The sequence below is a fragment of the Pseudoalteromonas sp. genome (assembly GCF_018402495.1).
Taxonomy (GTDB): domain Bacteria; phylum Pseudomonadota; class Gammaproteobacteria; order Enterobacterales; family Alteromonadaceae; genus Pseudoalteromonas.
Genome location: NZ_JAGYIU010000004.1, coordinates 24,904 through 49,982 on the forward strand (window position 1 = coordinate 24,904; position 25,079 = coordinate 49,982).

Below are 25,079 nucleotides of genomic sequence, written 5' to 3' on the forward strand. Positions count from 1 at the left end.
GCCATCAACAGGAAAAATTATGACAACTAAACAGATAACAGGCGAGTTTACCGTTACATTAGCGCCTTTAGAAGGGTATGCACACGGGCAGCAAGGCGTTAATTTAGGTCGTATGTCGATTGATAAACAATTTACTGGTGGCCTAACCGCAACTAGCCAGGGTGAAATGCTCAGCGCTATGACTCCGACTCAAGGCAGTGCCGGTTATGTAGCTATTGAGCAAGTAATAGGTGAGCTTGATGGTTTGCAAGGCGGTTTTGTATTACAGCATTTTGGCACTATGGATAAAGGCCAAGACAGCTTAATTTTAAATGTAGTGCCCGACTCAGGAACGGCTGAGTTGCAAGGATTAACAGGCAGTATGAAAATACGGATTGAGCAAGGGATTCACCATTACGATTTTGAATACATGTTATAAGGTACACAAGGATTAAAAATGCAAAAAGTAATCGAATTCAGAAAGGCCCGTTTTTTGGGTGGGGTAGATATAGTCGCACTAAATGATCGCATACAGGAATTAAACCAAGACGGCTGGAAAGTAATAAACGCAGTGCCATTGACAGGCTTTTATGGGCAAGTGCATGGTTATGCATTACTTATTGAAAATGAAGAAATATAAGGGTTACTAATGGCATTATCATTATGGTTTAGCTTAGCTCTGGTATGCATGATGGGCGCAATGTCGCCAGGGCCTAGTTTAGCTGTGGTATTAAAGCATAGCTTAAATGGCGGGATGAAAAATGGCATGTTGGCAGCATTAAGCCATGGTTTTGGGGTTGGCTTATATGCTGCGGCCTCATTATTGGGATTAGGCGCATTGATGTTGCAGTTTCCTACTGTGTATCAATTTTTAGTGTACTTAGGGGCAGCCTATTTAGCGTATTTAGGTTTGAAAATACTATTTTCAAAACCTAACGACAGCGAGCTGCAAGTTCAAAAAAGTGCAGTGAGCAGTTCTAAGGCGTTACAAGATGGCTTTGCGATTGCATTTTTAAACCCTAAGTTGGCAATTTTCTTTCTGGCGTTATTTTCGCAGTTTATCGATCCAGAAAACCTTACATTAAACATCGGTATTATTATGTGCTTAACCGTTTTTGTAATAGATACTGGGTGGTATTTATTGGTGGCTTTACTTACTGAGGTGTCTAAAAAGCGCTTTGGCTTTACCAAACAAAATGTGTGGTTAGATAGACTATTAGGTATGGTATTTATAGCTTTAGCAATTAGGGTAATAGTAAGTGTATAGTTTTAGGAAAAAGCGCTGCTGAGCATTTGTTAATACTTAGCATTTTGCACCTATTGCATTCAATTTTTTATTCACGTATTTTGGTTATTCATTTTCATAACAAATAAAATACCATGACCGCACTCATATTAAAAAGCGCATCGTTCGACCCTAAAGTAAAACAATATTGGATGGCGATAGCTGCATTATTTAGTTTATTAGCACTGGTTACTATTCCCTTACTACCCGCTGTATTACTTTTAGTGTGGCTAGTCGCAGGGCGAGTATTAGCGGCTATGTCGGCCGATTTACTAGAACGAAAGCTGGTGGTCAAACGCGGTATTTTTTTTAAAGAAGAAAAATCAATCCCACTTGAAAAAATAACTGACGTCGGGTTAAGCCAAGGCCCGCTGATGCGTTTATTTGGTTTGTACCGTTTAAGCTTTGAAACAGCAGGGCAGTCTGGCAACGGTGCGTTGGTATCTTTATTGGGGGTCGTTAATGCCAGTAAGTTTCGTGAAGCCATTTTAACTCAAAAAGATAACCTAACTGCAGATCAGCCAACACAATCTAATAACGCTGAACCACAAAGCCAAGTAGAGCTTATCCGCTCGCTTACCTATAGCGTAAAAAATATCGAGCAAATGTTAGTCACGTTGTTAAACGAGAGGAAGTAAGATGCAGGTATAGATTAATTCTCAGCGATCATTTGACCGCCGAGTAATCTAATCTTTTTTGCCTTTAAAATACCTGACAAACCTCTTCTGCTTTACAGGTAATTACAGTGACGTTTTCGTAGCCTACGCGTGTCAGTGCCTCAGCGCTTAATGTTGCACGCGCACCGCTGGCACAATGTAAGTAAATAGGGCGTGCTGCGTCTTTTTCTATTTCCATTAGCTTCATTTCAAGTAAGCCGCGCGGAATGTTAATTGCGCCGCTTGCTGCTTTGGTTGCATGTTCAGCCGGTTCACGCACATCAATGAGTAACCCTTTGTTTTCACTGATCTCCTGTTTAGCTTGTTCTGCGTCGATACGACGTTGATTAGGCGTAATAATTTTTAGTAAATCGGGGATAGGTGTAAGCATCGTTTTATTCCTTAAAGCCAAATTTGCGTAAAATTGTGATCATTGGGCACCAGCTAGTAAACGCTGATTGGATTAAATTTACTGCGATAAAGGCAGTAAAATAAATCCTCTTAGGATCGTGATAGATTTGCAATAAAAGTGACATAACAATCATTATGCCGGCGATCAGTCTAAGCGCGTTGTTTAGTTTCATTATAGTAGGCCAATTCTTTAATTCAGTACAGTCAATACATTAGAAAACACTATATTAGAAGGTTCTAATGTTAGACTTTTTTAATCTAACGTCATATACTCAGACTCTATTTTAGAATAAGAGCTTAGTATGAATATTGACTTTACAGCGATGGCAACTAATGTAAACCAAGCCGAACGGCTACTAAAAATATTAGCAAATAAAAACCGGCTAATGATTTTGTGCTCATTACAAGATACCGAAATGAGCGTGTCGCAGCTCAACGAAGCCGTACCGCTAGCGCAGTCGGCGTTATCACAACACTTAGCGACACTGCGAAAAGCTAATATAGTAGCTACTCGTCGCGAAAGCCAGACCATTTATTATCGTGTGATTGATCAAAATGCCGTGCATTTGTTAGGCACATTATATGGACTGTTTTGCAAGGGCTAAAAGTTATGAGCATGATTGATAACGCAGTAAAAAGTAGTTTAAACGGCCGTATTCCGGTTATTATTTTTGTGTTATCAATTTTGTTTGGCTTATTTGCTTTACAACAAACAGCGCGAGAAGAAGAACCACAAATAGTGGTGCCTATGCTCGATATATACGTATCGGCACCCAACGTAGAAGCACCAGAGGTAGCCAGATTGGTTACCCAACCACTGGAAAAGCTACTTGCCCAACTTGGTGGTGTGGAACATATTTATTCCACTACACAAACGAATGCCGCAGTGGTTACGCTCCGCTTTGAGGTAGGCCATGATCGCGAACAAGCAATTTTAGATACCTATGCAAAACTTAATAGTTATCAACATACTATGGCTTCCGTTATCAAAAGTTGGCAAATACGGCCCGTTGAAGTAGATGATGTCCCTATTGTTATGCTTGGGCTATACAGTAAAGACCCACAACTTTATGGTGATTACGAGTTAACCCGCTTTGCTAACGAAATTGCCAACAGTTTACAGCGTATTGAACACACCAGTGAAGTAAAAGTCATTGCTGGTCGTAAACGCACACTCACCATTAATTTAAATGCCAGCGCATTGGCTGCTCACCAAACAACCGTCAATGACGTTTTTTACGCATTAAGTGTCTCTAATCAACTAACGCAAGTAGGTAGTGTGGTTGATGGCCAGCAGCAAATTGAATTGCAAGCAGGTGATGTACTACGAAGTCAATCTGCTGTAGAGCAGCTGGTAGTGAATGTTGTTAATGGCAAAAGTGTGTACTTGCTAGATGTTGCAAACGTGATTGATGGCCCAAGTGAAGCTAAGCATTACCAATGGCTTGCTCAATCGGCAAACCAGCAGCATTTACCCATGGTAACATTAAGTGTTGCAAAACAAACCGGCACGAACGCTGTTGCAGTTGCCAACGATGTTCATCAAATGATGACGCAGCTAACACGCACGCTATTACCCCCTGAGGTGAGCTATGCAGTATTAAGAGATTATGGCCAAACTGCCGATGAAAAAGTAAATAACCTTACTTCAAGTTTAGTATTTGCGGTCTTTACTGTGGTGATATTTGTGGGGGTGTTTTTAGGTTGGCGTCCTGCCGTGGTGGTAGGGCTGGCTGTGCCTATTTGTTATGGCATTACACTGGCTCTGGATTTTGCATTTGGCTATACCATTAACCGAGTGACGTTGTTTGCGCTTATTTTATCTTTGGGCTTATTGGTGGATGACCCAATTACAGGTATTGATAACATTAGCCGCTTTTTGAATAAAAAAGGCGATAAAAAACAGCAAATTGTTGGTGCAATGAGCGAAATTCGAAGTGCCTTACTTATGTCTACACTCACCATTATGGTGGCGTTTATTCCACTGGCGTTTATCACCGGAATGATGGGGCCGTACATGGCACCTATGGCATTTAATGTGCCGGTTAGCGTGATGGTTTCTACCATTGTTGCATTTTTTGTAACCCCTTGGCTTGCGATGAAGTTACTCAAGCCTGATAACGAACAACCGTCCGAGCTTGCTCCTAAAGTTGGTGCATATCAAAGACTATTAAGCCCATTATTGGCTTCTAAGGGGCGAGCTAAACTTGTTTTGTGGCTAACTTTAGTGTTATTTATTATTAGCGCCATGTTACCCGTGATGCGTTTGGTGCCTTTAAAGCTACTCCCTTTTGATAATAAAAATGAGCTGCAAGTACTGATAGATATGCCAGAGGGTACTAATCTAGAGCGCACAGCTGCATTTACTAAACAAATCCAAACACTCACATGGCAATTAAACGAAGTAAGTGAAATAGCGGCCTATGTTGGCCAACCTTCAAGTATGGACTTTAATGGTATGGTGCGCGGTTATTATCGCCGTGAGGCAGCGAATCTCGCCGAGCTTAGAGTATTGTTAGTGGATAAGTCTGAGCGCGATCATCAATCCCATGGGGTGGTTATGCGCCTTCGCGAACAGCTCGCGACGCTAGCAACCGATGGCATTGTAATAAAAGTGGTTGAAGTACCACCAGGGCCACCGGTACTTAGTACTTTGGTTGCTGAGGTTTACCGAGATGCTTTTGTTGATGAGCAAACACATTTTCACGCTGCCCAGCAGTTAGCTGCGCGTTTAAAACAAGAACCTCATGTAGTTGAAGTAGACACCTCAATGGTGTCACCTTCGCCATTACAACGCTTTGTTACCAATAAAACCAAGGCCGCACTCAGTGCGGTTTCAACTCAAAATATTGCACAAACACTCAGTATTGCCTCTCAAGGTGAAAACGTGGGTGTACTTTATGTGAGCAATGAAACAGAGCCCGTTGATATTAAATTACAGCTACCTTATAGCGAGCGAAATCAGCTTTCGCAATTACTTGCACTTCAGGTAAGGGGCGACAGAGATTTAGCTAAAACTAGCAACGAGTTTGGTTTAAGCAGTGCGCCAAGGCCGTTAGTATCGCTTTCAGAGCTCGGTGAATTTACACAGCATCAGGTTGCTAAAACGATTGTACGTAAAGATCAGCGCGACGTGATTTATGTTATGGCTGAGCTTAATGGACGCACACCAGCGGAAGTGATTGCTGATGTGAATGCTGATTTAAATGCATCAAACGATGAGTTTGTTAAAACATCTTGGGTCAGTCGTCACTTTTTTAATAATGGCGGAACTGCTCCATGGCAATTACCACAAGGAACCCATGTCAGCTTTAGCGGCGAGGGAGAATGGCGTATTACTATTGATGTGTTTAGAGATATGGGTATTGCCTTTGTGTTTGCGCTCAGTGCCATTTTTATTATTTTACGCATACAAACCCAGTCGGCGAGTTTATCGCTGATTATCATGTCGGCTATTCCGTTAACAGTGATAGGCATAATGCCAGGTTTTTGGCTGTTAAATCAGTTTGGTGAGCGCGCTATAGCCGATGCCCCAGAGCCGGTATTATTTACTGCCACAGCGATGATAGGCATGATTGCCCTTGCAGGTATCGTGGTGCGTAACTCACTTATTTTGGTTGAGTTTATTAATCAAGCTCGCGGCCAAGGCATGGCAATTAAAGAGGCGCTTGTTGCAGCTGGGGCAGTACGAATGCGCCCTGTGCTCCTAACCGCTGGCACCACTTTATTGGGTAATTTAGTGATCACACTCGATCCGGTATTTAGCGGGCTCGCGATTGCAATTATTTTTGGCATTGTGGCGTCTACATTATTTTCATTATTTGTAGTACCGCTTGTTTATTATTTAGTGTTTGCAAGCACAGAGGATAAAGCGCATGCAGGGTAAATCAAGACTTATAGGCACATTTGCCGCGTTATTTGTCATTATTATGGCTGTACTTTATATGGCAGGCAGCTTTTCTGACAAGCAAACTGCTGGCTTAAAAGAATCACAAACAACGAACTATCACGGTGAGCGAGTAACGGTAACGCTGCAAAGTATTGCAGGCACTGAGCAGGTACCAGGTAGTGTAATAGCAAAACAAAATACGCAAATCTCATCGCATGTTATGGCGCAGGTTGAGCAATTAAAAGTACGTGCTGGCGATAAAGTCGCTAAGGGCGATTTACTTATTATGCTCAAGCAAGATGATTTTAAAGCGGCGTTAGCGCAAAGTAGTGCAAATATTAATGCGGTGCAAGCGTCGTTAACGCAAGCTAAAAAGCAACTAGCCAGAATGATTGATTTAAATGCGCAAGGATTAGTGTCTGTTAGTGAATTAGATGACGCCAAAGCAAAGTTTGAAAACTTAACCGCTAATTTAGCGGTTGCTAAACAACAGCAAACGCAAGCTCAGGTATCGCTTAATTATACGCATATTACTGCTCCTATTTCGGGCGTGGTCGTTGAGCGCCTAACCGAGCCAGGCGATACTGCAACACCCGGTAAACCGCTGATTACTTTGTATAACCCATTACAGTTACAGCTTGAATTTAATGTACGAGAACAACAAGCAGTAAAATTAAGAGTAGGGAATAGTTTAAATGTGGTACTACCTTCTCTTGATATAACAACACCCGCAACGGTGAGCGAAATTGTACCAGTGGCAGATAACGCGGCGCGCAGTCTGCTTATTCGTCTAGAAGCCGATGCGCAACTTGGTTTAATGCCAGGCCTTTATGCTCAACTACAGTTACCCATAAAAAGTACCCAAGGCGTATTAATTGATCCACGTTGGGTGCATGAGTTTGGCCAGCTCAATATGGTGTATGTACTTGAAAACGAAACGCTGGTTAAACGTTTCGTGCGTTTAGGCCGTATTATAAATAATCAGCAACACGTAATAGCAGGTCTAAAAGCGGGTGATGTACTTGCTGTTGACTATATGCCAAGTCAAAGCGACTAAATAAACGAGGCTATTTCATCCAGCGATTTTTTATCTAGGGCGTGCAGCGGCACTGTTGCATGCTCATCTGGGTAACCAGTAATAAGTAACATATAAGGGCGTTCATTGTCTTTATCACGTCCACAAATATCGGTTAGAAAGCTCATTGGTTTTGGTGTGTGGGTAAGTGTTGCAAGACCTGCGCGGTGTAAGGCTTGAATTAAAAAACCAGTGGCCAGTCCTACTGATTCATGCACATAGTAATTCGTGTTTTTATCGTCCGTATTTACACCCCCCTTTTTTGACTAAACACCGCGATTAACCATGGCGCGTGCTCTAAATAGGGTTTGTTAGCATCGGTGCCTAAGGGTTTTAATGCATCAAGCCATTCCTCACCGGCTCTGCCTTCATAAAATGAGCGTTCTAATTTCTCGGCTGCTTCACGAATTTGCTTTTTAACATCACTACTATTAATTGCTACAAAATGCCAAGGCTGGTGGTTTGCGCCACTAGGCGCTGTACCTGCCGCTTTTATACAGGTTTCGATGATTTCTTTTGGCACAGGGCGGTCATTAAAGCTGCGAATACTATGACGGCGTTGACTCGTTTGTAAAAACTCATTCGCACGCGTCAGCATTTCCTCTGGCGGGTATTCTATAAAATCGGCTAATGGTTGGCTTTTATGATTTTGCATGGCTGTTCGCTTCTTATTTTTAGAGTGTTTGGTTTTTATACCCAGAGGCTCATTTCTACGCAAGTGTTATTAGAAGAATTTCTGTTTATTTATTGTTACAAAGTTAACTCATTACTAACTTATGTTCCCGTTTTTAATATGGTATAAAGCAGTACAAAAATAATACTTACAATTCAAGGAAGTAAAAATGCTATCAATAACAGGGTTATCAAAAACCTACGATAACGGGGTGCACGCACTACAAGGGGTTGATTTATCAATAGGAAAAGGTCTGTTTGGATTACTTGGACCAAATGGCGCCGGTAAATCATCGTTAATGCGTACTGTTGCCACTTTGCAGTCAGCCGATGCAGGTTCTGTGATCTTTGACGGTATTGATGCATTTAAAGACCCACAAGCGCTTCGTCAGCGTTTAGGCTACCTACCACAAGATTTTGGTGTTTATCCGCGAGTTTCAGCTTATGACTTACTTGATCATATGGCTGTTTTAAAAGGGCTCGATAATAAAGCACTGCGTAAAGAGTCGGTTGAAGGCTTGTTGGCACATACAAATTTGTATCAGCATCGTAATAAAGCCGTGAGTGGTTTTTCTGGTGGTATGCGCCAGCGTTTTGGTATCGCACAAGCATTACTTGGTGACCCTGATTTACTGATTGTTGATGAGCCAACAGCAGGTCTTGATCCTGAAGAGCGTAATCGTTTTCATAATTTATTAGTAAGCCTTGGCGAGAAAAAAGTGGTCATTTTATCAACTCACATTGTTGAAGATGTCGCGGAGCTTTGCCCTAATATGGCGGTATTAGCCAGTGGCAAAATTTTACTTGAAGGTAACCCAATAGCACTTACTGATAAACTCCAAGGTAAAATTTGGCAAAAAACAACCAACCAAACTGAAGCGCAAGAGCTTGAACAGCATCTACCAGTGATTTCAAAGCGTTTATTCGCTGGGCAGACAATTTTAAATGTGTATGGTGAGCAAGCGCCTGAAGGGTTTACTGCTAGTCATGCTAACTTAGAAGATGTGTATTTTTCTACTTTGCATCAGCATCGTAATATCAGTGCAGCGTAGGGGAGGATATCATGTTTTTAAATATGCTTACCTTTGAGCTGCGTTATTTTATACGTCAGCCTTCATTTTATGTAACCGCTTTAATCTTTTTTTTAGTGGCTTTTTTTGCAAGTAGCAGTGACAACGTCTTACTTGGTGGCAGCAACGTTAATGTGAATTCACCATTTAGTATCTTGATGCTAGTTAGTATTTTGCTTCAGTTTGCTATTTTTTTAGTGGTAAATTTTGTTGCTGGTTCTGCGATTCGTAATGATGAAACGAATATGTCAGAGCTGGTTTTTAGCAAGCCATTCAAGCCATTAATGTATCAATTAGGGCGCTTTTTAGGTTCGTACTGTGTTGTTGCGCTTATTTTTGCGTTTGTACCGCTGGGAATATATTTAGGATCTGGTTTTGGTTTGCTAGTTGGTTGGCTTGATCCTGAGTTGGTAGGAGATAACAAGTTAGGCTATTACTTAACGGCCTATTTTTATATGGCAGTGCCTAGCTTGTTTGTTTTAGCGGCTATATTTAATGGTGTGGCAACGTATTTTCGCTCAATGATGGCAGTATATCTTACCGCGGTTGCATTTTTAATCGCCTACTCTACCGTATCTGTTTACTTTGATGATTTAGCGTTTCGATGGATAGTGGGTTATGCCGATCCTTTTGCAAGTGGCTCATTACTTGATATTACTCGTTATTGGACTGCGAGTGATAAAAATACTCAAACGTTAGAGCTAACAGGGGTTTTACTATTTAATCGTATATTATGGGTTATATTGGCAGCTGTTATATTTTTTGCCTCAGGCAAGCTGTCATCTCGCATTGTTATCAAGCGCGAAAAGAAGAAACTCGCTGCCTCTAATTTAACTAAACAAAAAGAGGCGGCTCTCATTGCTTCTTCGGTAAATCACAAAGCGAGCGCAAGTTCTTTCAAACAACAGCTATTATTGCGCTGTGCTTTTGAGTTTAAACAAGTTGTTATCAGTGCGCCATTTTTGATTTTAGGTATTATTACTTTAGCTGTACTTATGGTGCCATTACTAGCTCCAGTTGGTTGGTATGGCACAGTTAATTGGCCTGTTACTCAAAACATGGTTGGTATCATTCAAAATGCAATAGGACTATTAATTACTATTGTTATTGTGTACTACAGCGCTGAGCTAGTATGGCGTGAACGTAATAGCGGCATGGGTGATATTGTCGATAGCTTTCCGGTGCATAATAGTGTGTTTTGGGTGTCTAAGTTGTTGGCTTTAGTAAGTGTTATAGGCTTGCTTTATGTTTTTAGTATGGTGCTTACAATTACTGTACAGCTAATTAAAGGGCAGTTTAACTTAGAGCTTGGACAATACCTATTTAGGTTGGGTTATTTTTCTTTTTTACCTTTTGTGATGCTCGCTATTTTGGCCTTTTTTCTGCAAATAGTGAGTGCAAATAAATATATCGGTATGGGATTATTTGGCCTGTATTATTTAGTTTCAATGGTGCTGAGTAGTTATGGATTTAGTCATAAGATGTATCATTTTGCGCAGTCAAGTCCTGCCCCCTATTCAGATATTAACGGTTATGGTCATTACTTAACTGGAGTGGCATGGTACACACTTTATTGGGGAGGGTTAAGTGTGGTGCTAGCCGTTATTGGGCTTGCATTGTGGCACCGTGGCCCGTCGCAAAGCTTACGCAATCGTTTTGCGCAGTTAAAATATAACTTAGGTCGAAAAGGGCAAGCGGCGGCAGTACTTGGGTTAGTGGTATTTATCGCTGCGGGCGCACAAATTTATTATAATACAAGAGTGCTGAATGATTTTTATACTAAAGATCAACTTGAAAACTTGCAAGTTGAATACGAGCAACAGTTTGTGCAGTATAAAGATGACCCACTACCGATAATCACTGACGTTGATCTTAATGTTGCGATATATCCACAGCAGCGCAAAATACTCGCCACTGCCAATGTGCTTATTACCAATACTAGTGATCAAGCGATTAAGCGATTTTTGGTGAGTAAACCGGATAACAGCCCACAGTGGAGTGTTAAAATTGCCGGAGGCGACATTACTGAACAATTGCCTGACTATAACTCAGCGTGGTTTGAATTTACTCAGCCATTAATGCCTGGTGAAGTGCGCAAAGGTGAGATTTCAGTCGAGCGCAGCCACCAAGGTTTTGTCGATAGCAACACCGATACTAAGCTTGTTGCTAATGGCACATTTATTGATAATTGGCGCTTATTCCCGCGCTTTGGTTATAACGACAGTTATCAATTAACGGATAAACATGAGCGTCGTAAACGTGGCTTACCTGAGCTACAGCGTGCTAATAAACTTGAAGACACTCAGTATTACAAACAAAGCATGTTTGGCGCGAATGGTGGTTTTATCAACTTTGCTGCAACCATTACTACTGATGAGTCGCAATTTGCAATTGCACCAGGTTATTTAAAAAGTGAAACAGTGACTGACGGACGACGCACGTTCCGTTATGAAATGGATTCACCAATAATAAACTTTTATGCCATTTTATCCGCTCGTTTAGAGTCTAAAAAAATAACGCATAATGGAGTAAATGTTGAAGTCTATTACCATCAAGACCATACGTGGAACGTTGATCGTATGATTGAGTCGGTTACTGATTCAATAGATTATTTTTCTGCGCAGTTTGGCCCTTATCAACATAAACAAATGCGTATTATTGAGTTCCCGGGTTATGAATCATTTGCGCAAAGTTTTGCAAATACCGTACCTTATTCAGAGCAAATCGGTTTTATTACAGACAATCGCGATAGTAGTAAAATTGATGTGCCTTACTATGTTACTGCTCATGAGGTCGCACACCAATGGTGGGGGCATCAGATAATAGGTGCTAATGTGCAGGGTGCTGCAGTATTGTCAGAAAGTTTATCGCAATACAGCGCAATTATGGTACTTAAGAAAAAATACGGTGAGCAAAAGCTACGTAAATTCTTAAAGTATGAACTTGATAAGTATTTGCAAGGTCGCTCGGTTGAAGCGTATCAAGAAATGCCGCTGTATAAAGTAGAAAGCCAAGCGCATATTTATTACCAAAAAGGTTCAGTGGTGATGATGGCCATGCATGATTTGTTTGGGGAGGAGCGTTTAAACAGCATTTTAAAAGAGTTTGTTAGTGACTTTAAATATCAAAGTAATCCTTACCCGACCACGTTAGATTTACTTAGTTATTTGAAACGTGACGCGACTTCCGCAGAGCAAGCGTTCATTGATGATCAGTTTATGTATATCACTTTATATGAGCTGACAATGAAAGAAGCGAAAGTGTCTGATGAGGCTGATAGTGATGGCTTGTACACGGTCACTCTAACGGTTAATGCCGCTAAAAAGCGTGCCGATGGTCAAGGTGAAGAAGCAGAGCAACCACTTGATGAAATGATTGATATCGCATTGTTTAATGATGACCCTGAAAACCTACTCGCAGAAGATTTTGTGATTTACTCACAAAAGCATCGGTTAGTAACAGGCATTAACACCATTGAATTAAAAGTGAAAGAAAAGCCGCTTTTCGCGGGTGTTGACCCATATATTAAGTTAATAGACAAAGACAGCGTCGATAATCTCGCTAAGTTTTAATCCTTTTTTACCTTCGCGTTTTTAAGGCCGCATTTATGCGGCCTTTATTATTAATAGTGAAAATATAAAATGAGAAAAGGGCCTTTCGGCCCTTAGTGTTGCAGCAAGTAACACATTCTTTTATAAGCTAAAGTCTACAGCGTATGCTACATAAGCTTTAACATCTGAGCCGTCCATGTCGTTATCAGATAGACCAAAGGTAAAACCATCCTTAGAAACTGATACGCCATAATCAATAATATTGTCATCACCGATGAAATCACCCGAGTAATGACCTATGTGTAGCGCCATTTCAGTGCCATTGCTACCAATGGCAAAACTGTAATCGGCGTTTAAATACAATGAATCACCAAAATCAGTTCCGTCGCCACTGGCAGCAGATGTTGCAAGTACGGCTGCACCAAATGTAAAACCTTGCACACTAATACTGCCGTACACTTCTGAAAAATCAGCATCGGCACCCGATGCAGCATCCGGATAAGCATAGTAAATATAACCTACGTCGTAACTTACGTTTTCAGTGATTGCGCCACTAAACCCAGCGTAAAAATCAAGTTCATAGGTCATTTCATCGGCCCAAGATGCATTTGACGCCCAAGTTCCGGCATAAAAGCCAGACTCATGAGCGTAATCAATACCGCCAGATACAGCCGCATCGCCCCCAGTTTGCTCTTGTCCGCGCCATAAGTAGTTAGAAGTAGCGGCTGCATTAGCCGTTACTTCGGCAAAGGCCGTTGTTGATGTCATTCCTGTTAATGCCAATGCACTGATGAGTATTGTTTTTTGTAGTTTTAGCATGTTTCATTTCCCATTGTATGATTTTGCACGCCAAGGTTTTTATTATAAACGACTACAACCTTTTGAATGGCGGCGTATTATTAGGTTACTGCAGGGGGAATTGCACTGTATGTGCCAGCTTCCATTTATTTAATAAAAAATAAATTTTATATTATAAAACAAAGTGTTGAAATTATGCGCAAAGACGCTTTGTGAAAAGTATGTAAGGAAAGAACGCACTGCTGGTGCAAAAAAAAGCCTGGCTGCACCATTGGAGCGCTACCAGGCTACCTATATTAGGGTCTTATATGGACTCCCCGAAAATGTCAAAAAGAAAAAGTTAAAATAAATTTAGATGCTAGCTTATATACGGGCTCAAATTGAGGAGCTACCTCTGGCCTCTTATGTATTCGCACCTTCATGACTTTTCTGTTGAGCAGTTTATGAAACTTCAGACCCTAACAGTCTATTGAAGGTTGGTCTTACCTATTTTAAGCGCTCTTTTTTGACAAATTTTAAAGCCGCAAGTAATTTCGGCTGATATTCTTTATTATGCTTTTGCATTGCAAAAGCCGTTCTTATCGTTTTATTCGCTAAAGCAATCGCTGCTACTTTTTCCTCGACGTTCGGTTAATGCTTTTAACCATACATCTTTTCACTGCGACTTTCTCTTTTTCCTAGTTGGGAAACAACAGCTAATGCACCTTTAAACAAAGCACTTCACGCAGCTTCTTATTTCCTATCACTTTAGATATCGAGCCTATTTTTCTTTACCACCACTGCTATGTTGTACAGGTGTCAAACCAAAGCAAGCGGCGGCTTCTCGACCACTTTTGAAATGTGTCGCATCACCTAGTGCTATTTTTATCAAGACTGCACAGACTGGACCGACTCCCTCCAAGGCTTTGTAAGCGATTACAGGTTTTATCTTCTTTAACTATTTCATGCAGTTGTTTTTCAATCTGCTTTGCTTCTTCAATTGTCTCACTTAAAGCGTTGAAAAAGGAGGTCAATTGAAAAGCGAAAATGAGGATGTTAAACTATTTTCTGCGTCTTCTAGTATCTCTGGTATAGCGCAGATTAATGGGGTATCACCTTGAGGCTATTGGGTACCCTAACTCCAAAAGCAAACCTCTGAGTTGGTTGCCAAACTTACTTTTTGTTTGACCAATAAATCACGCATACATTCAATGCCTTGCAGGCATTGCTCCTGCACTGAAAGTAATCGGCTTTCTTTAATATGAGGCTGGAGGCAGTAACAGAAATCCAGCGCATCATTAGCATCTGTTTTTGTCCTTGACGAAACGCTTTTACTTGTCGTGCATTAACTGCTTTTACTTGGTGACCAGCTTGTTTAGCAAAGCGTGCCCAATAATGTGTTCCGCCACACGACTCCATAGCAACTAAAGATTGCTTCTCTTTAATTAATAATTCTTTAAGTTTAGCTCTTGTGATTGCTTTGTTATAAATAACGTTTCCATTTTTATCTGTTTTACAAACCTGGAATAAATTTTTGCTAAATCAATTGCGATTACATTACAATCAAACATGTATGGGCTCCTTGGTAAAAGTTTAGTTGCTTATTACGTTACTCCTGAGGGAAGTGGGAGTCCATACATCTGTTGACCTTTGCAAATTTAACCTTGAAAGGTCAATAGACCCTAACGTTAAGCTAGTTTATTAAAGCTAATTGCGTTTGATATACGTTTTATCCAAAAATGGTACGCATAAGTGTAATTGTTTCGTTTACACCACGGCCTTTTTGTACTTCGCTAATAATAGAATCACGCTTAGCACGAATATGCTCTGGGATATCATCAGCAGCAAGTGCGCGGTCTACTAATATTTCAGCCGATTCTTTTCCTCGGCGTGGCGCTTTACTGCTGCTCGAAGTGCTACGTGTAGGTTTATTAAGTAGCTTAATGTAGTTTGAGTTATTAGCGGTGTTTGTATCTGCGTAATAAAAAAAGCAAGGTATTAGCGCTTTAATACTAACTAGTTTCTCTTCCAATTCATTACCAGCGTTAGCCATTTTAAACCACGACATAGCATGAATACTTTGTACTACATCTTGCCAGTAACGCTCAAAGTCGCGGTTATTTAGTTTGGTGATACCTAAAGCGGAGCACAATGCATCTAGGCGACTATTGCTAATCGGTGTAAATACATCAGGGCGGCGCATTGCTAATAAACGGGTTGCAGGCGCTAGTGTTGGTTTTTCATCACTGCCATTAAATGCACTCAAGTAAGCAATTACAAATTGTTGGTAATTACTTTGCGCTACATCACCCTCAAGTGGGATATTGCTAAGGGCATCGTCAAATGCACCTGGCAAGTCAGCCAGCATCTGGTGAAAGCCTTTAGCACTTTTTGTAGAGGCAAACCATTCTACATCAAAGGTATAAGTACTCGGGTCGAGTGACGCCATGTGCTTACCGCTAAAAGCGAGTAAGTCTTCAGGGATCATATCTTTTAACGGCTTTTCACGCAGGCCTGCAATATAAGTAGTTAAACGTAGCTGCTCATCAAGTGCCACCAGTTCTTTATGTTGTTCTACAAACATACTCACTACTGGCCAAGGCGCTACCCGTAATGTTTTTAACTGTAAAAAGCTAATGGCTGAAATAAGTTGGTCATGCAGCTTTTTTAATAATGGTAATTGTGAGGTTTCGAGTAAGTCGTAATTAATACGATCACGGCTTGCGCTTAATAGCTCGTAACACCAACCTAAAAAATCTTCTGGATGGTTTTCCACTTTCACGGCCATTAGGTTTAGGCTTAGCTCTGAAGATTGCTTCAGAATGTTTTGATAAATTTGACTTTCTTGTTCGCCTAATGCCATTTTTGACGGTGAAATTAGCAGTTTCTTCATGCCTTGTAGACTCTCCGGTTAGATATATTTTTTAGTCGCTACATTTTAGCTTATTTAGGCTAAATACAACAGGGGCGCGCATCATACCGAACAATTGCAGTAATGTAATCAGGATGCGTAATACATGCATCATGATTACATTGCTTTAATCATGATCTTCAATTTCAAATAAGCTTTCAACAGAGGTATTAAAGTGCCTAGCTATTTTAAGCGCAATAATTACCGATGGCGTAAATCGGTTTGTTTCTACAGTGCTTATTGTTTTGCGTGATACATTAATAGCATCAGCGAGCTCTTGTTGTGAAAGCCCTGCCTCTTTACGAAATTTTGCTATGTTATTTTGCACTTTGACTCCTAGTCACGACTTTGCCAAAAAATAGAAATTCCGTACACCAAACACATAATAGCAAGGTAAAAAGTAGCCATCATACTATGAGATATATGTAAAGTTAGGCCTTCAGAGAATAAATAAACCGTGCCCATACTAAATAACAATGCTAATACAACATGTTTATAAGCAATTGTATCTATTGTATTTAAGTATTCATCTTTATAAGTAAGGTGGTATTTCATTCTCCATGTAAAGCCACCTCTAATTACAAACATAAGGAAAGAACCAAGAAATGCGGTGCTTCCTAAAATCAGCAACGGCGCTGATGTGTTTCCGATAATGGGGTAGCCACTGATTATTAGTAAAGTAATACCCATAAATATCGAAAACCATGCGTTGTGACTCATAAATTTTTCTTCAGTTTTAATATCTTGTTGTTTCATAAAGTCCATCCTGTGAAAGTGTTAATTTATATTTTATAACCTACAGGTATCAATGTAACCTTGGGGTATCATTTTGTCAATTATTTCTTGTAACCTAAAGGTATCAAAATGTTTCAGTTACAATTCATATACCCACGTTAGAATGTAGGAAAGTAGCTTTTTAGTTATTGGGCAATGCTTTTAGTGTTAACTCCCGCTATGATAAGAACATTATTTGCACGTTTGAAAGGATGATCATGAAGACCTTATTTAAAATTATTGGTGTCATATTATTGCTATGCATAGCGTTAATTGTTGCTGCACCATTTTTAATTCCTACCGATACCATTTTTAATAAAGTGTCTGAGCAGGTAGAAAAAACAACTGGGCGCACATTAACGATAAAGGGAGATAAAACCCTCAGTGTATTCCCTGCATTAAAATTAGAGCTTAATGATGTACATTTTGCCAATATGTCCAGTGGCTCTCGCGCTGATATGGCAAGTATGCAGCAACTTGCCGTTCATATTCCTTGGCTTTCATTACTCGGTGGCGAGGTAAAGCTAGAAAAGTTTGTCATTAATGAGCCTGATATTTTGCTAGAAACCGATAAAAGCGGCAGAGCAAACTGGCAGTTATTTGATGCAGTGGCTAAACAGCCAGAGCAGCAAACTCAATCGGGTGAGGCAGTCAAATTACCTGAAAACTTTGATATTCAGTTAGGCGAGGTCGCTATTTATGGCGGGTCGTTTACTTATTTAGATGGTCAAACGGGCGCTAAACAGCAAGTTAGCGATTTAGAACTGGCTATATTACTGCCTTCACTGCGCAAACAGCTCGAAGTCAAAGGAGCTATAACTTACATGCAAGAGCGCTTTGTGCTTGATGTAAAACTCGATACACCAGCAAAAGTAATTGAAGGCGCCACATTTAATGTAAAGCAAGCGCTTAACTCACGCTTAGTAGATTTAACGTTTGATGGCAGCATAGCCAAACAAGGCAAAGACATTAAAGGACTTTTAACACTTAACGGTGATTCGGTTAAAAATATTGCTAACTGGCAAGGGGTTGATTTAAACGCGAAAGACAATGCGTTTAACACCTTTAGCATCAAAGCCGAAATGCACCTGCTCGGTGAAGAGTTTAACCTAACCGAATTGGTAGCAACACTCGATGCACTCGAGATTAAAGGTAAAAGTAAGTTAAATTTAGGCAGTCGTTTAGCGGTTAATGCTGATATTGACCTAGGAATGCTTGATTTAAATCCTTACTTACCAGAAACCGTAGCTAAGAAAGAAGCCCCAGTAAAAGACGAGTCTAAGCCGGCAGAGCCGATTGTATGGGATGATACTCAAATTGATTTAAGTGGCTTAAGTGCATTAGATGCAAATGTGATTGTTCGTTCAAGTGGTTTAAAAGCTAACGACATTAAACTAGGCGCTAACCAGTTTACTGTGGCACTTAAAAATAGCATTGCTAAATTAAACCTAGACAGCTTTGCCGCTTACGAAGGAACAGGTAAAGGCGAGCTCACCCTTAATGCCCAAAGTACTCCTTATAAAATAGCAACCAACTTTGATTTAGATAAGATAGAAGCGCAGCCGCTGCTTACTGATGCGGCTGGTTTTGATAAATTAATGGGTAAGGGCTCTCTAAACTGGAGTTTAACTACAAAAGGGCAAAGCCAAAAAACGTTCATTAACGCACTTAATGGTAAATTAGGCTTTAAGTTTGCTGACGGGGCAGTGAAAGGTGCGAACGTAGCGGAAATGGTACGTAAGGGCAAAGAGGTTATTAAAGGTAACTTTAATGCAGTCTCTGAGGGGTTAGATACAGGGTTTGAAGAGTCTGAACAAACTGACTTCTCTGCACTTTCGGGGAGTTTTAATTTTACCAATGGCGTAGGTAAAAACACCGACTTATCGCTGATCAGCCCTTTAATACGTATTTCAGGTGAGGGAGATGTGGATTTACCGCAAACGCACGTTAATTATCGATTGGTAACTGGTGTGGTTGGTTCTATTGAAGGACAAGGCACTACAGATGACAGTACAGGCTTTAAAATTCCTTTGCGAATAAAAGGCCCATTTCATGATGTTGGAATAAAGCTTGATGTTGGCAGTGCGCTTAAAGAGGAAGCAAAAGAAAAAGCCAAAGATAAAATTAAAGATAAGCTAAAAGGCTTGTTTGGCTAATTTTAACGGCAAATAACAAACAAGGCATCGCTAAGATGCCTTGTTTGTTTTATAATCAGCTAAAATTTATATAGATAGCATAAACAACCAAGTTTTAATTTAGCACTTGCAGTAAATTAATTAAAAAATAACCTACCACTCACCCTTCAATGCTGATACAATTGCCCGCCCTTAAGAGACATATAGTATGTTTTTTGAGTGGGATTCAATCGAAATGTCTTGTTTTTAAACAAATTTAAGACAAGTTGTAATTACTACACCGGAGGTCATTAACATGATCCAAATGCAAACTCAGCTGGAAGTTGCTGATAACAGCGGCGCTCGCAAAGTGCAGTGTATAAAAGTCCTTGGTGGTTCACACCGTCGCTATGCAGCGATTGGCGATATCATTAAAGTTTCTGTAAAAGAAGCGATTCCTCGCGGTAAAGTGAAGAAAGGTGATGTTAAAAACGCGGTAGTTGTGCGTACCAAAAAAGGCGTTCGTCGTCCAGACGGTTCATTGATCCGTTTCGACAGCAATGCGGCTGTTATCTTAAACGATAACTTGCAGCCTATTGGTACTCGTATTTTCGGCCCTGTGACTCGCGAACTTCGTAATGAAAAGTTCATGAAAATCGTTTCACTAGCCCCAGAAGTACTGTAAGGAGTCTATCATGGCAGCAAAAATCCGTCGTGATGACGAAGTAATCGTACTAGCAGGTAAAGACAAAGGTAAGCGCGGCAAAGTGCTTTCAGTTGTAACCGAGTCTGGTCGAGTATTTGTCGAAGGCATTAACTTAATCAAGAAACACCAAAAGCCGGTTCCACAGTTGAACCAAGCTGGTGGTATTGTTGAGAAAGAAGCGTCTATCGACGTATCAAACGTTGCGATCTACAACTCGGAAACGAGCAAAGCAGATCGTGTAGGTTTCAAGATTGAAGATGGTAAGAAATTACGTATCTTTAAATCTACTGGTAAAACTATCTAATAGTTGGAGTAGAATGATGGCGAAACTGCATGAAGTATATAAAGACAAAGTAGTTGCTGAACTTCAAGAGAAGTTTGGTTTCAGCTCTGTCATGCAAGTCCCTCAGATCGAGAAGATCACATTAAATATGGGTGTGGGCGAAGCCTTAGCTGACAAAAAGATTTTAGATAACGCTGTTGCGGATCTAGAAGCTATCTCTGGTCAGAAACCTTTAATCACTAAAGCACGCAAATCTGTTGCTGGCTTCAAAGTGCGTGAAGGTTACCCGATTGGTTGTAAAGTAACCCTACGCGGCGAGCGTATGTGGGACTTTTTTGAGCGTTTGGTTTCAATCGCTATCCCACGTATCCGTGACTTCCGTGGTGTGAGTGCTAAGTCTTTTGATGGACGCGGTAACTACAGCATGGGCGTACGTGAACAAATCATCTTCCCAGAAATTGATTATGATAAAGTAGACCGTGTACGCGGTATGGATATCACAATCACTACATCTGCGAAATCAGATGAGGAAGGCCGTGCGTTGTTAGAAGCGTTTAACTTCCCATTCAAGAAATAAGGGTAGGGTTATGGCAAAGAATTCTATGAAAGCGCGCGAAGCAAAGCGCACTAAACTAGTTGCTCAGTACGCTGAAAAGCGTGCAGCACTAAAAGCTATCATCAGTGATGTTAATACATCTGAAGATGATCGTTGGGACGCGGTACTTAAGCTACAAGCTTTACCTCGTGATTCTAGCCCTGCACGTCAACGTAATCGTTGTAACATTACGGGCCGCCCACATGGTTTCCTTCGCAAATTCGGCATGAGCCGTATTAAAGTTCGCGAAGCAGCTATGCGCGGTGAAATTCCTGGCCTTAAAAAGGCTAGCTGGTAATAGAATCATGGGAGTAAGACTATGAGCTTGCAAGATCCTATCGCGGATTTATTTACACGAATCCGTAACGGTCAGTCAGCGAAGAAAGTATCTGTAACGATGCCTAATTCGAAACTGAAAGTAGCAGTAGCTAATGTATTAAAAAATGAAGGTTACATCGCAGACTTTACAGTAAGTGGTGATGTAAAACCTGAGCTTTCTATCGAGTTAAAATACTTCGAAGGCAAAGCTGTTATTGAAAATATCCAGCGTGTTAGCCGTCCTGGTTTACGTATCTATAAGAGACGTGACGAATTACCAAAGGTAATGGGTGGTCTAGGTATCGCTATCGTATCAACTTCTAAAGGCCTAATGACAGACCGCGCAGCACGTAGTGCAGGCGTTGGTGGTGAAATCATTGGTTTTGTAGCTTAAACGGAGGGGAACTATGTCTCGCATAGCAAAGGCACCAATAAACGTTCCTGCCGGTGTAGAAGTTACATTAAAAGGCCAGGAAATCACAGTTAAAGGCAAAAACGGTGAACTTAATCGTACTATCAACGATGCAGTTGAAGTACAAGTTAACGACAACGTTATTACAACTTTACCTCGTGAAGGCGTAGCTAATGCATGGGCACAAGCAGGTACTGCTCGCGCTCTAATCAACAACATGATTGTTGGTACGCATGAAGGTTACGAGAAGAAACTTCAGTTAGTAGGTGTTGGTTACCGTGCTGCAGCTAAGGGCAAAGTTTTAGACTTAACTCTTGGTTTCTCGCACCCAGTTAATTTCGCAGTTCCTGAAGGAATTACGATTGAAACTCCAAGCCAAACAGAAGTTCTAGTTAAGGGCGTAGATAAGCAGTTAGTTGGTCAAACAGCTGCTAACATTCGTGCATACCGTAAACCTGAGCCTTACAAAGGTAAAGGTGTTCGTTATTCAGATGAGAATGTACGCCGTAAAGAGGCTAAGAAGAAGTAAGGTAAGACGATGGATAAAAAAACAGCTCGTCTACGTCGTGCTAAACGCACTCGTAGAAATTATATTGAACAAGGCACAACGCGTCTTGTTATCCACCGCACGCCACGTCACATTTACGCTCAAGTTGTAAACGCTGAGGGTAATGTACTGGCTGCTGCTTCTACTGTTGAGAAAGCTATTAGCGAAACAGTTAAAGGCACAGGCAACGTTGCAGCTGCACAAGCAGTTGGTAAAGCGGTTGCTGAACGTGCGGCTGACAAAGGCATCGAAAAACTTGCTTTTGATCGCAGTGGCTTTAAATATCACGGCCGTGTGAAGGCGCTAGCTGATGCTGCGCGTGAAGCCGGTTTGCAATTCTAGGAGTAGACAATGGCTAACGTAGAAGCAAAGCAACAACAGCCTGATTTAGCTGAAAAGCTAATCGCGGTGAACCGTGTGTCTAAAGTAGTTAAAGGTGGTCGTATCTTTAGCTTTACTGCACTAACTGTAGTTGGTGATGGCGCAGGTAAAGTAGGTTTTGGTTATGGTAAAGCACGTGAAGTTCCAGCTGCTATTCAAAAAGCAATGGAAAAAGCACGTCGTAACATGATCAACGTAGACCTAAATGGCAACACATTACAGCATCCTGTTAAAGGACGTCATGCTGGCTCACAAGTGTTTATGAAACCAGCCTCTGAAGGTACTGGTATCATTGCAGGTGGTGCTATGCGTGCAGTACTTGAAGTGACTGGTGTGCAGAACGTACTTTCTAAATGTTACGGTTCTACTAACCCGATCAACGTTGTACGTGCAACGATCTCAGCTCTTGAGAACATGAATTCTCCTCAGTCGATCGCTGCAAAACGTGGTCTTCCAGTAGATGAGATTTTGGGGTAAACCATGGCTAATAAAACTGTAAAAGTAACACAAGTAAAGAGCTCTATCGGTCGTTTACCGAAGCATAAAGCTACATTACGCGGTCTTGGTTTACGTCGTATTAACCACACTGTTGAGTTAGAAGACACAGCATGTGTGCGTGGTATGATTAACCAGGTTTATTACATGGTTAAGGTAGAGGGGTAATTCGATGCATTTGAATACACTTTCACCTGCTGCAGGTTCAAAAACTGCTCCAAAACGTGTTGGTCGTGGTATCGGTTCTGGTCTTGGTAAGACTGGTGGCCGTGGTCACAAAGGTCAAAAATCACGTTCTGGCGGTAAAGTACGCGTTGGTTTCGAAGGCGGTCAAATGCCTATGCAACGTCGTCTACCTAAGTTCGGTTTCACTTCTCGCAAATCATTAGTATCTGCAGAAATTAACCTATACGAAATCGCTAAAGTTGAAGGCGATGTGGTAGACCTAAGCGCGTTACAAGCAGCTGGTCTAGTTAAAAAGAACGTTCAGTTCGTTAAAGTTGTTAAATCTGGCGAAGTTTCACGCGCTGTTACCGTTAAAGGCCTTAAGGCTACTAAAGGTGCACGCGAAGCTATCGAAGCTGCCGGAGGCAAGGTAGAAGACTAAGGAAGTACTAATGGCTAAACCAGGTCAAGATACACAAAGTGCACAAGGTGGACTTTCGGAATTGAAGCGCCGATTACTCTTCGTATTGGGTGCTATCATCATTTACCGTCTAGGTTCATTTGTGCCGATCCCTGGGATTGACGCCGCTGTACTTGCCGATTTCTTCGAGCAACAAAAGGGCACCATTGTTGAGATGTTCAACATGTTTAGCGGTGGTGCGCTTGAGCGAGCTTCAGTGTTAGCACTGGGTATCATGCCGTATATCTCGGCTTCGATTATTACGCAACTATTAACGCATATGTATGGTCCGTTTATAGAGCTTAAGAAAGAAGGTGAGCAAGGGCGTAAAAAGATAAGCCAGTACACACGCTATGGCACGCTTGTGCTTGCTACTATCCAATCAATCGGTATTGCCACAAGCTTACCGGGCATGATGAACGGGTTAGTTGTTAATCCAGGTATGGGATTCTACTTCACCGCAGTGGTGAGTTTAGTAACCGGTACTATGTTCCTTATGTGGTTGGGCGAACAGATAACAGAACGCGGTATCGGTAACGGTATCTCAGTTCTAATATTTGTTGGTATTGTAGCTAACCTGCCGTCTGCTATTGGTTCGACAGCCGAAATGGCGCGCCAAGGTGATTTGAATGTTTTTGTACTGTTGATGGTTGCGGTTATCGTATTCGCTGTTACTTATCTTGTTGTGTTTTTTGAACGTGGCCAACGACGTATCGTTGTTAACTACGCCAAACGCCAACAAGGTCGTCAGGTATTTGCTGCTCAAAGCACGCACTTACCGTTGAAAGTAAATATGGCGGGTGTTATTCCACCAATCTTTGCTAGCAGTATAATTCTGTTCCCTGGTACAATTGCAAGCTGGTTCGGCCAGGGTGAAGGTCCGGTCGCTGATGTGCTACAAGCAATTGCTACAACGTTGACTCCAGGTCAGCCTTTGTATGCAATGGTTTTAGCTGCGGCTATTATCTTCTTCTGCTTTTTCTACACAGCGTTGGTGTTTAACCCACGTGAAACAGCAGACAACCTGAAAAAATCTGGCGCATTTATCCCAGGTATTCGTCCAGGTGAGCAGACATCTAAATACATTGATAAAGTGATGACACGCCTGACATTGGCAGGTGCTTTGTATATAACCTTTATCTGTCTGGTGCCCGAATTCATGACTATGGCATGGCAAACGCCATTCTATTTTGGCGGTACATCAATTTTGATTATCGTTATTGTAATCATGGACTTTATGGCACAAGTACAGACCCATCTGATGTCACATCAGTATGATTCTGTGCTGAAAAAAGCGAATCTTAAAGGCTACGGTCGTTAAGGTCAGTTTACGGAGTTGAGCAATGAAAGTACGTGCTTCCGTTAAGAAAATATGCCGTAACTGTAAAGTTATTAAACGTGCTGGTGTAGTACGCGTAATTTGCAGTGAGCCTAAGCATAAGCAAAGGCAAGGCTAAGTAAACAGTCGTGCAGGCTGAGGTTTCTCGGCCTGTGTTTTTAGTTGTGATTTGGTCTTCGTTTGAGTATCCTTACGGGCTTTTCAAACAGATGAT

29 protein-coding genes and 1 pseudogene are annotated in these 25,079 nt (G+C 41.2%); 22 read left to right on the forward strand and 8 right to left on the reverse strand.

Translation table 11 applies throughout. From position 1 onward, the window contains the following. Positions 1 to 19 precede the first annotated feature (19 nt). From KG708_RS12450 to KG708_RS12465, 4 genes are all read left to right on the forward strand, one after another. The gene (locus KG708_RS12450) at positions 20 to 418 is read left to right on the forward strand and encodes a DUF3224 domain-containing protein (RefSeq protein ID WP_213610270.1); all 399 of its coding nucleotides are present in this window, start codon (positions 20 to 22) and stop codon (positions 416 to 418) included. Positions 419 to 436: 18 nt separating this feature from the next. After that, on the forward strand, positions 437 to 619 hold the full coding sequence (locus KG708_RS12455) for a hypothetical protein (RefSeq protein WP_008109493.1): 183 nt from the start codon (positions 437 to 439) through the stop codon (positions 617 to 619). A gap of 9 nt (positions 620 to 628) precedes the next feature. Beyond that, positions 629 to 1,246 carry a LysE family translocator gene (locus KG708_RS12460; RefSeq protein ID WP_213610271.1) on the forward strand — a complete coding sequence of 206 codons (618 nt, stop codon included), beginning with the start codon at positions 629 to 631 and terminating at the stop codon, positions 1,244 to 1,246. Between the two features lie 113 nt (positions 1,247 to 1,359). After that, positions 1,360 to 1,902 carry a PH domain-containing protein gene (locus KG708_RS12465; protein WP_213610272.1) on the forward strand — a complete coding sequence of 181 codons (543 nt, stop codon included), beginning with the start codon at positions 1,360 to 1,362 and terminating at the stop codon, positions 1,900 to 1,902. Positions 1,903 to 1,966: 64 nt separating this feature from the next. Here the strand turns inward: KG708_RS12465 and KG708_RS12470 are convergent, their stop codons facing one another. Then, positions 1,967 to 2,311 carry a rhodanese-like domain-containing protein gene (locus tag KG708_RS12470; RefSeq protein WP_213610273.1) on the reverse strand — a complete coding sequence of 115 codons (345 nt, stop codon included), beginning with the start codon at positions 2,309 to 2,311 and terminating at the stop codon, positions 1,967 to 1,969. Between the two features lie 4 nt (positions 2,312 to 2,315). Next, positions 2,316 to 2,504, reverse strand: coding sequence for a DUF2892 domain-containing protein (locus KG708_RS12475; protein WP_213610274.1), 189 nt, complete (start codon positions 2,502 to 2,504; stop codon positions 2,316 to 2,318). Between the two features lie 129 nt (positions 2,505 to 2,633). Between KG708_RS12475 and KG708_RS12480 the strand changes: the two genes are divergently transcribed. Genes KG708_RS12480 through KG708_RS12490 form a run of 3 tightly spaced genes read left to right on the forward strand, consistent with a single transcriptional unit; the run spans position 2,634 to position 7,277 of the window. Continuing rightward, positions 2,634 to 2,936 carry a metalloregulator ArsR/SmtB family transcription factor gene (locus tag KG708_RS12480; protein ID WP_213610275.1) on the forward strand — a complete coding sequence of 101 codons (303 nt, stop codon included), beginning with the start codon at positions 2,634 to 2,636 and terminating at the stop codon, positions 2,934 to 2,936. A 5-nt stretch (positions 2,937 to 2,941) separates the two neighbouring features. Beyond that, complete coding sequence (locus KG708_RS12485; protein WP_213610277.1) at positions 2,942 to 6,217, forward strand: efflux RND transporter permease subunit; 3,276 nt, start codon at positions 2,942 to 2,944, stop codon at positions 6,215 to 6,217. Further along, positions 6,207 to 7,277 carry an efflux RND transporter periplasmic adaptor subunit gene (locus KG708_RS12490; RefSeq protein WP_213610279.1) on the forward strand — a complete coding sequence of 357 codons (1,071 nt, stop codon included), beginning with the start codon at positions 6,207 to 6,209 and terminating at the stop codon, positions 7,275 to 7,277. Before KG708_RS12485 ends, KG708_RS12490 begins: the two co-directional genes overlap by 11 nt. Here KG708_RS12490 and KG708_RS12495 read toward each other — a convergent pair. Further along, positions 7,274 to 7,950: pseudogene (locus KG708_RS12495) on the reverse strand (nitroreductase family protein). The gene KG708_RS12490 and the pseudogene KG708_RS12495 sit on opposite strands and share 4 nt — an antisense overlap. A gap of 187 nt (positions 7,951 to 8,137) precedes the next feature. Between KG708_RS12495 and KG708_RS12500 the strand changes: the two are divergent. Both KG708_RS12500 and KG708_RS12505 read left to right on the forward strand, forming a co-directional pair. Continuing rightward, positions 8,138 to 9,019 (forward strand): ABC transporter ATP-binding protein, encoded by an 882-nt coding sequence (locus KG708_RS12500; RefSeq protein ID WP_182732365.1) that lies wholly within the window; start codon positions 8,138 to 8,140, stop codon positions 9,017 to 9,019. Between the two features lie 11 nt (positions 9,020 to 9,030). Continuing rightward, positions 9,031 to 12,609, forward strand: a complete 3,579-nt coding sequence (locus KG708_RS12505; RefSeq protein ID WP_213610281.1) for a M1 family aminopeptidase — start codon at positions 9,031 to 9,033, stop codon at positions 12,607 to 12,609. 120 nt (positions 12,610 to 12,729) lie between these two features. Here KG708_RS12505 and KG708_RS12510 read toward each other — a convergent pair whose 3' ends face one another. From KG708_RS12510 to KG708_RS12535, 5 genes are all read right to left on the reverse strand, one after another. Then, positions 12,730 to 13,407 carry a TorF family putative porin gene (locus tag KG708_RS12510; RefSeq protein WP_213610283.1) on the reverse strand — a complete coding sequence of 226 codons (678 nt, stop codon included), beginning with the start codon at positions 13,405 to 13,407 and terminating at the stop codon, positions 12,730 to 12,732. Between the two features lie 739 nt (positions 13,408 to 14,146). After that, the gene (locus KG708_RS17850; RefSeq protein ID WP_366513613.1) at positions 14,147 to 14,287 is read right to left on the reverse strand and encodes a transposase; all 141 of its coding nucleotides are present in this window, start codon (positions 14,285 to 14,287) and stop codon (positions 14,147 to 14,149) included. 807 nt (positions 14,288 to 15,094) lie between these two features. Next, entirely contained in the window at positions 15,095 to 16,258 is a 1,164-nt protein-coding gene (locus KG708_RS12525) for a hypothetical protein (protein WP_213610287.1), read from the reverse strand. Positions 16,259 to 16,403: 145 nt separating this feature from the next. Further along, positions 16,404 to 16,604, reverse strand: a complete 201-nt coding sequence (locus KG708_RS12530) for a helix-turn-helix transcriptional regulator (RefSeq protein ID WP_213610289.1) — start codon at positions 16,602 to 16,604, stop codon at positions 16,404 to 16,406. A gap of 8 nt (positions 16,605 to 16,612) precedes the next feature. Next, complete coding sequence (locus KG708_RS12535) at positions 16,613 to 17,032, reverse strand: hypothetical protein (RefSeq protein WP_076922729.1); 420 nt, start codon at positions 17,030 to 17,032, stop codon at positions 16,613 to 16,615. A 236-nt stretch (positions 17,033 to 17,268) separates the two neighbouring features. Between KG708_RS12535 and KG708_RS12540 the strand changes: the two genes are divergently transcribed. The 13 genes from KG708_RS12540 to rpmJ all read left to right on the forward strand — a co-directional run bounded on the left by KG708_RS12540 (position 17,269) and on the right by rpmJ (position 24,983). Continuing rightward, the gene (locus tag KG708_RS12540; RefSeq protein WP_213610291.1) at positions 17,269 to 19,206 is read left to right on the forward strand and encodes an AsmA family protein; all 1,938 of its coding nucleotides are present in this window, start codon (positions 17,269 to 17,271) and stop codon (positions 19,204 to 19,206) included. Positions 19,207 to 19,480: 274 nt separating this feature from the next. Then, on the forward strand, positions 19,481 to 19,849 hold the full coding sequence (rplN, locus tag KG708_RS12545) for a 50S ribosomal protein L14 (RefSeq protein ID WP_008115397.1): 369 nt from the start codon (positions 19,481 to 19,483) through the stop codon (positions 19,847 to 19,849). Between the two features lie 10 nt (positions 19,850 to 19,859). Beyond that, positions 19,860 to 20,174 carry a 50S ribosomal protein L24 gene (gene rplX / locus KG708_RS12550; protein ID WP_004589210.1) on the forward strand — a complete coding sequence of 105 codons (315 nt, stop codon included), beginning with the start codon at positions 19,860 to 19,862 and terminating at the stop codon, positions 20,172 to 20,174. 16 nt (positions 20,175 to 20,190) lie between these two features. After that, positions 20,191 to 20,730 (forward strand): 50S ribosomal protein L5, encoded by a 540-nt coding sequence (rplE, locus tag KG708_RS12555; protein ID WP_010392500.1) that lies wholly within the window; start codon positions 20,191 to 20,193, stop codon positions 20,728 to 20,730. A gap of 10 nt (positions 20,731 to 20,740) precedes the next feature. Continuing rightward, positions 20,741 to 21,046 (forward strand): 30S ribosomal protein S14, encoded by a 306-nt coding sequence (gene rpsN, locus KG708_RS12560; protein WP_006794245.1) that lies wholly within the window; start codon positions 20,741 to 20,743, stop codon positions 21,044 to 21,046. Between the two features lie 21 nt (positions 21,047 to 21,067). Beyond that, positions 21,068 to 21,460 carry a 30S ribosomal protein S8 gene (gene rpsH / locus KG708_RS12565; protein ID WP_213610293.1) on the forward strand — a complete coding sequence of 131 codons (393 nt, stop codon included), beginning with the start codon at positions 21,068 to 21,070 and terminating at the stop codon, positions 21,458 to 21,460. Between the two features lie 13 nt (positions 21,461 to 21,473). Beyond that, complete coding sequence (rplF, locus tag KG708_RS12570; protein WP_213610295.1) at positions 21,474 to 22,007, forward strand: 50S ribosomal protein L6; 534 nt, start codon at positions 21,474 to 21,476, stop codon at positions 22,005 to 22,007. A gap of 9 nt (positions 22,008 to 22,016) precedes the next feature. Continuing rightward, the gene (gene rplR / locus KG708_RS12575) at positions 22,017 to 22,367 is read left to right on the forward strand and encodes a 50S ribosomal protein L18 (protein WP_213610296.1); all 351 of its coding nucleotides are present in this window, start codon (positions 22,017 to 22,019) and stop codon (positions 22,365 to 22,367) included. Between the two features lie 9 nt (positions 22,368 to 22,376). Continuing rightward, positions 22,377 to 22,883 carry a 30S ribosomal protein S5 gene (rpsE, locus tag KG708_RS12580; RefSeq protein ID WP_213610297.1) on the forward strand — a complete coding sequence of 169 codons (507 nt, stop codon included), beginning with the start codon at positions 22,377 to 22,379 and terminating at the stop codon, positions 22,881 to 22,883. A 3-nt stretch (positions 22,884 to 22,886) separates the two neighbouring features. Further along, complete coding sequence (gene rpmD, locus KG708_RS12585) at positions 22,887 to 23,069, forward strand: 50S ribosomal protein L30 (RefSeq protein WP_008115384.1); 183 nt, start codon at positions 22,887 to 22,889, stop codon at positions 23,067 to 23,069. Between the two features lie 4 nt (positions 23,070 to 23,073). Then, positions 23,074 to 23,508 (forward strand): 50S ribosomal protein L15, encoded by a 435-nt coding sequence (gene rplO / locus KG708_RS12590; protein ID WP_013466073.1) that lies wholly within the window; start codon positions 23,074 to 23,076, stop codon positions 23,506 to 23,508. A 10-nt stretch (positions 23,509 to 23,518) separates the two neighbouring features. Beyond that, on the forward strand, positions 23,519 to 24,847 hold the full coding sequence (secY, locus tag KG708_RS12595; protein WP_213610298.1) for a preprotein translocase subunit SecY: 1,329 nt from the start codon (positions 23,519 to 23,521) through the stop codon (positions 24,845 to 24,847). A gap of 22 nt (positions 24,848 to 24,869) precedes the next feature. Continuing rightward, positions 24,870 to 24,983, forward strand: a complete 114-nt coding sequence (rpmJ, locus tag KG708_RS12600) for a 50S ribosomal protein L36 (RefSeq protein ID WP_002959476.1) — start codon at positions 24,870 to 24,872, stop codon at positions 24,981 to 24,983. The last annotated feature ends 96 nt before the right edge of the window (positions 24,984 to 25,079 follow it).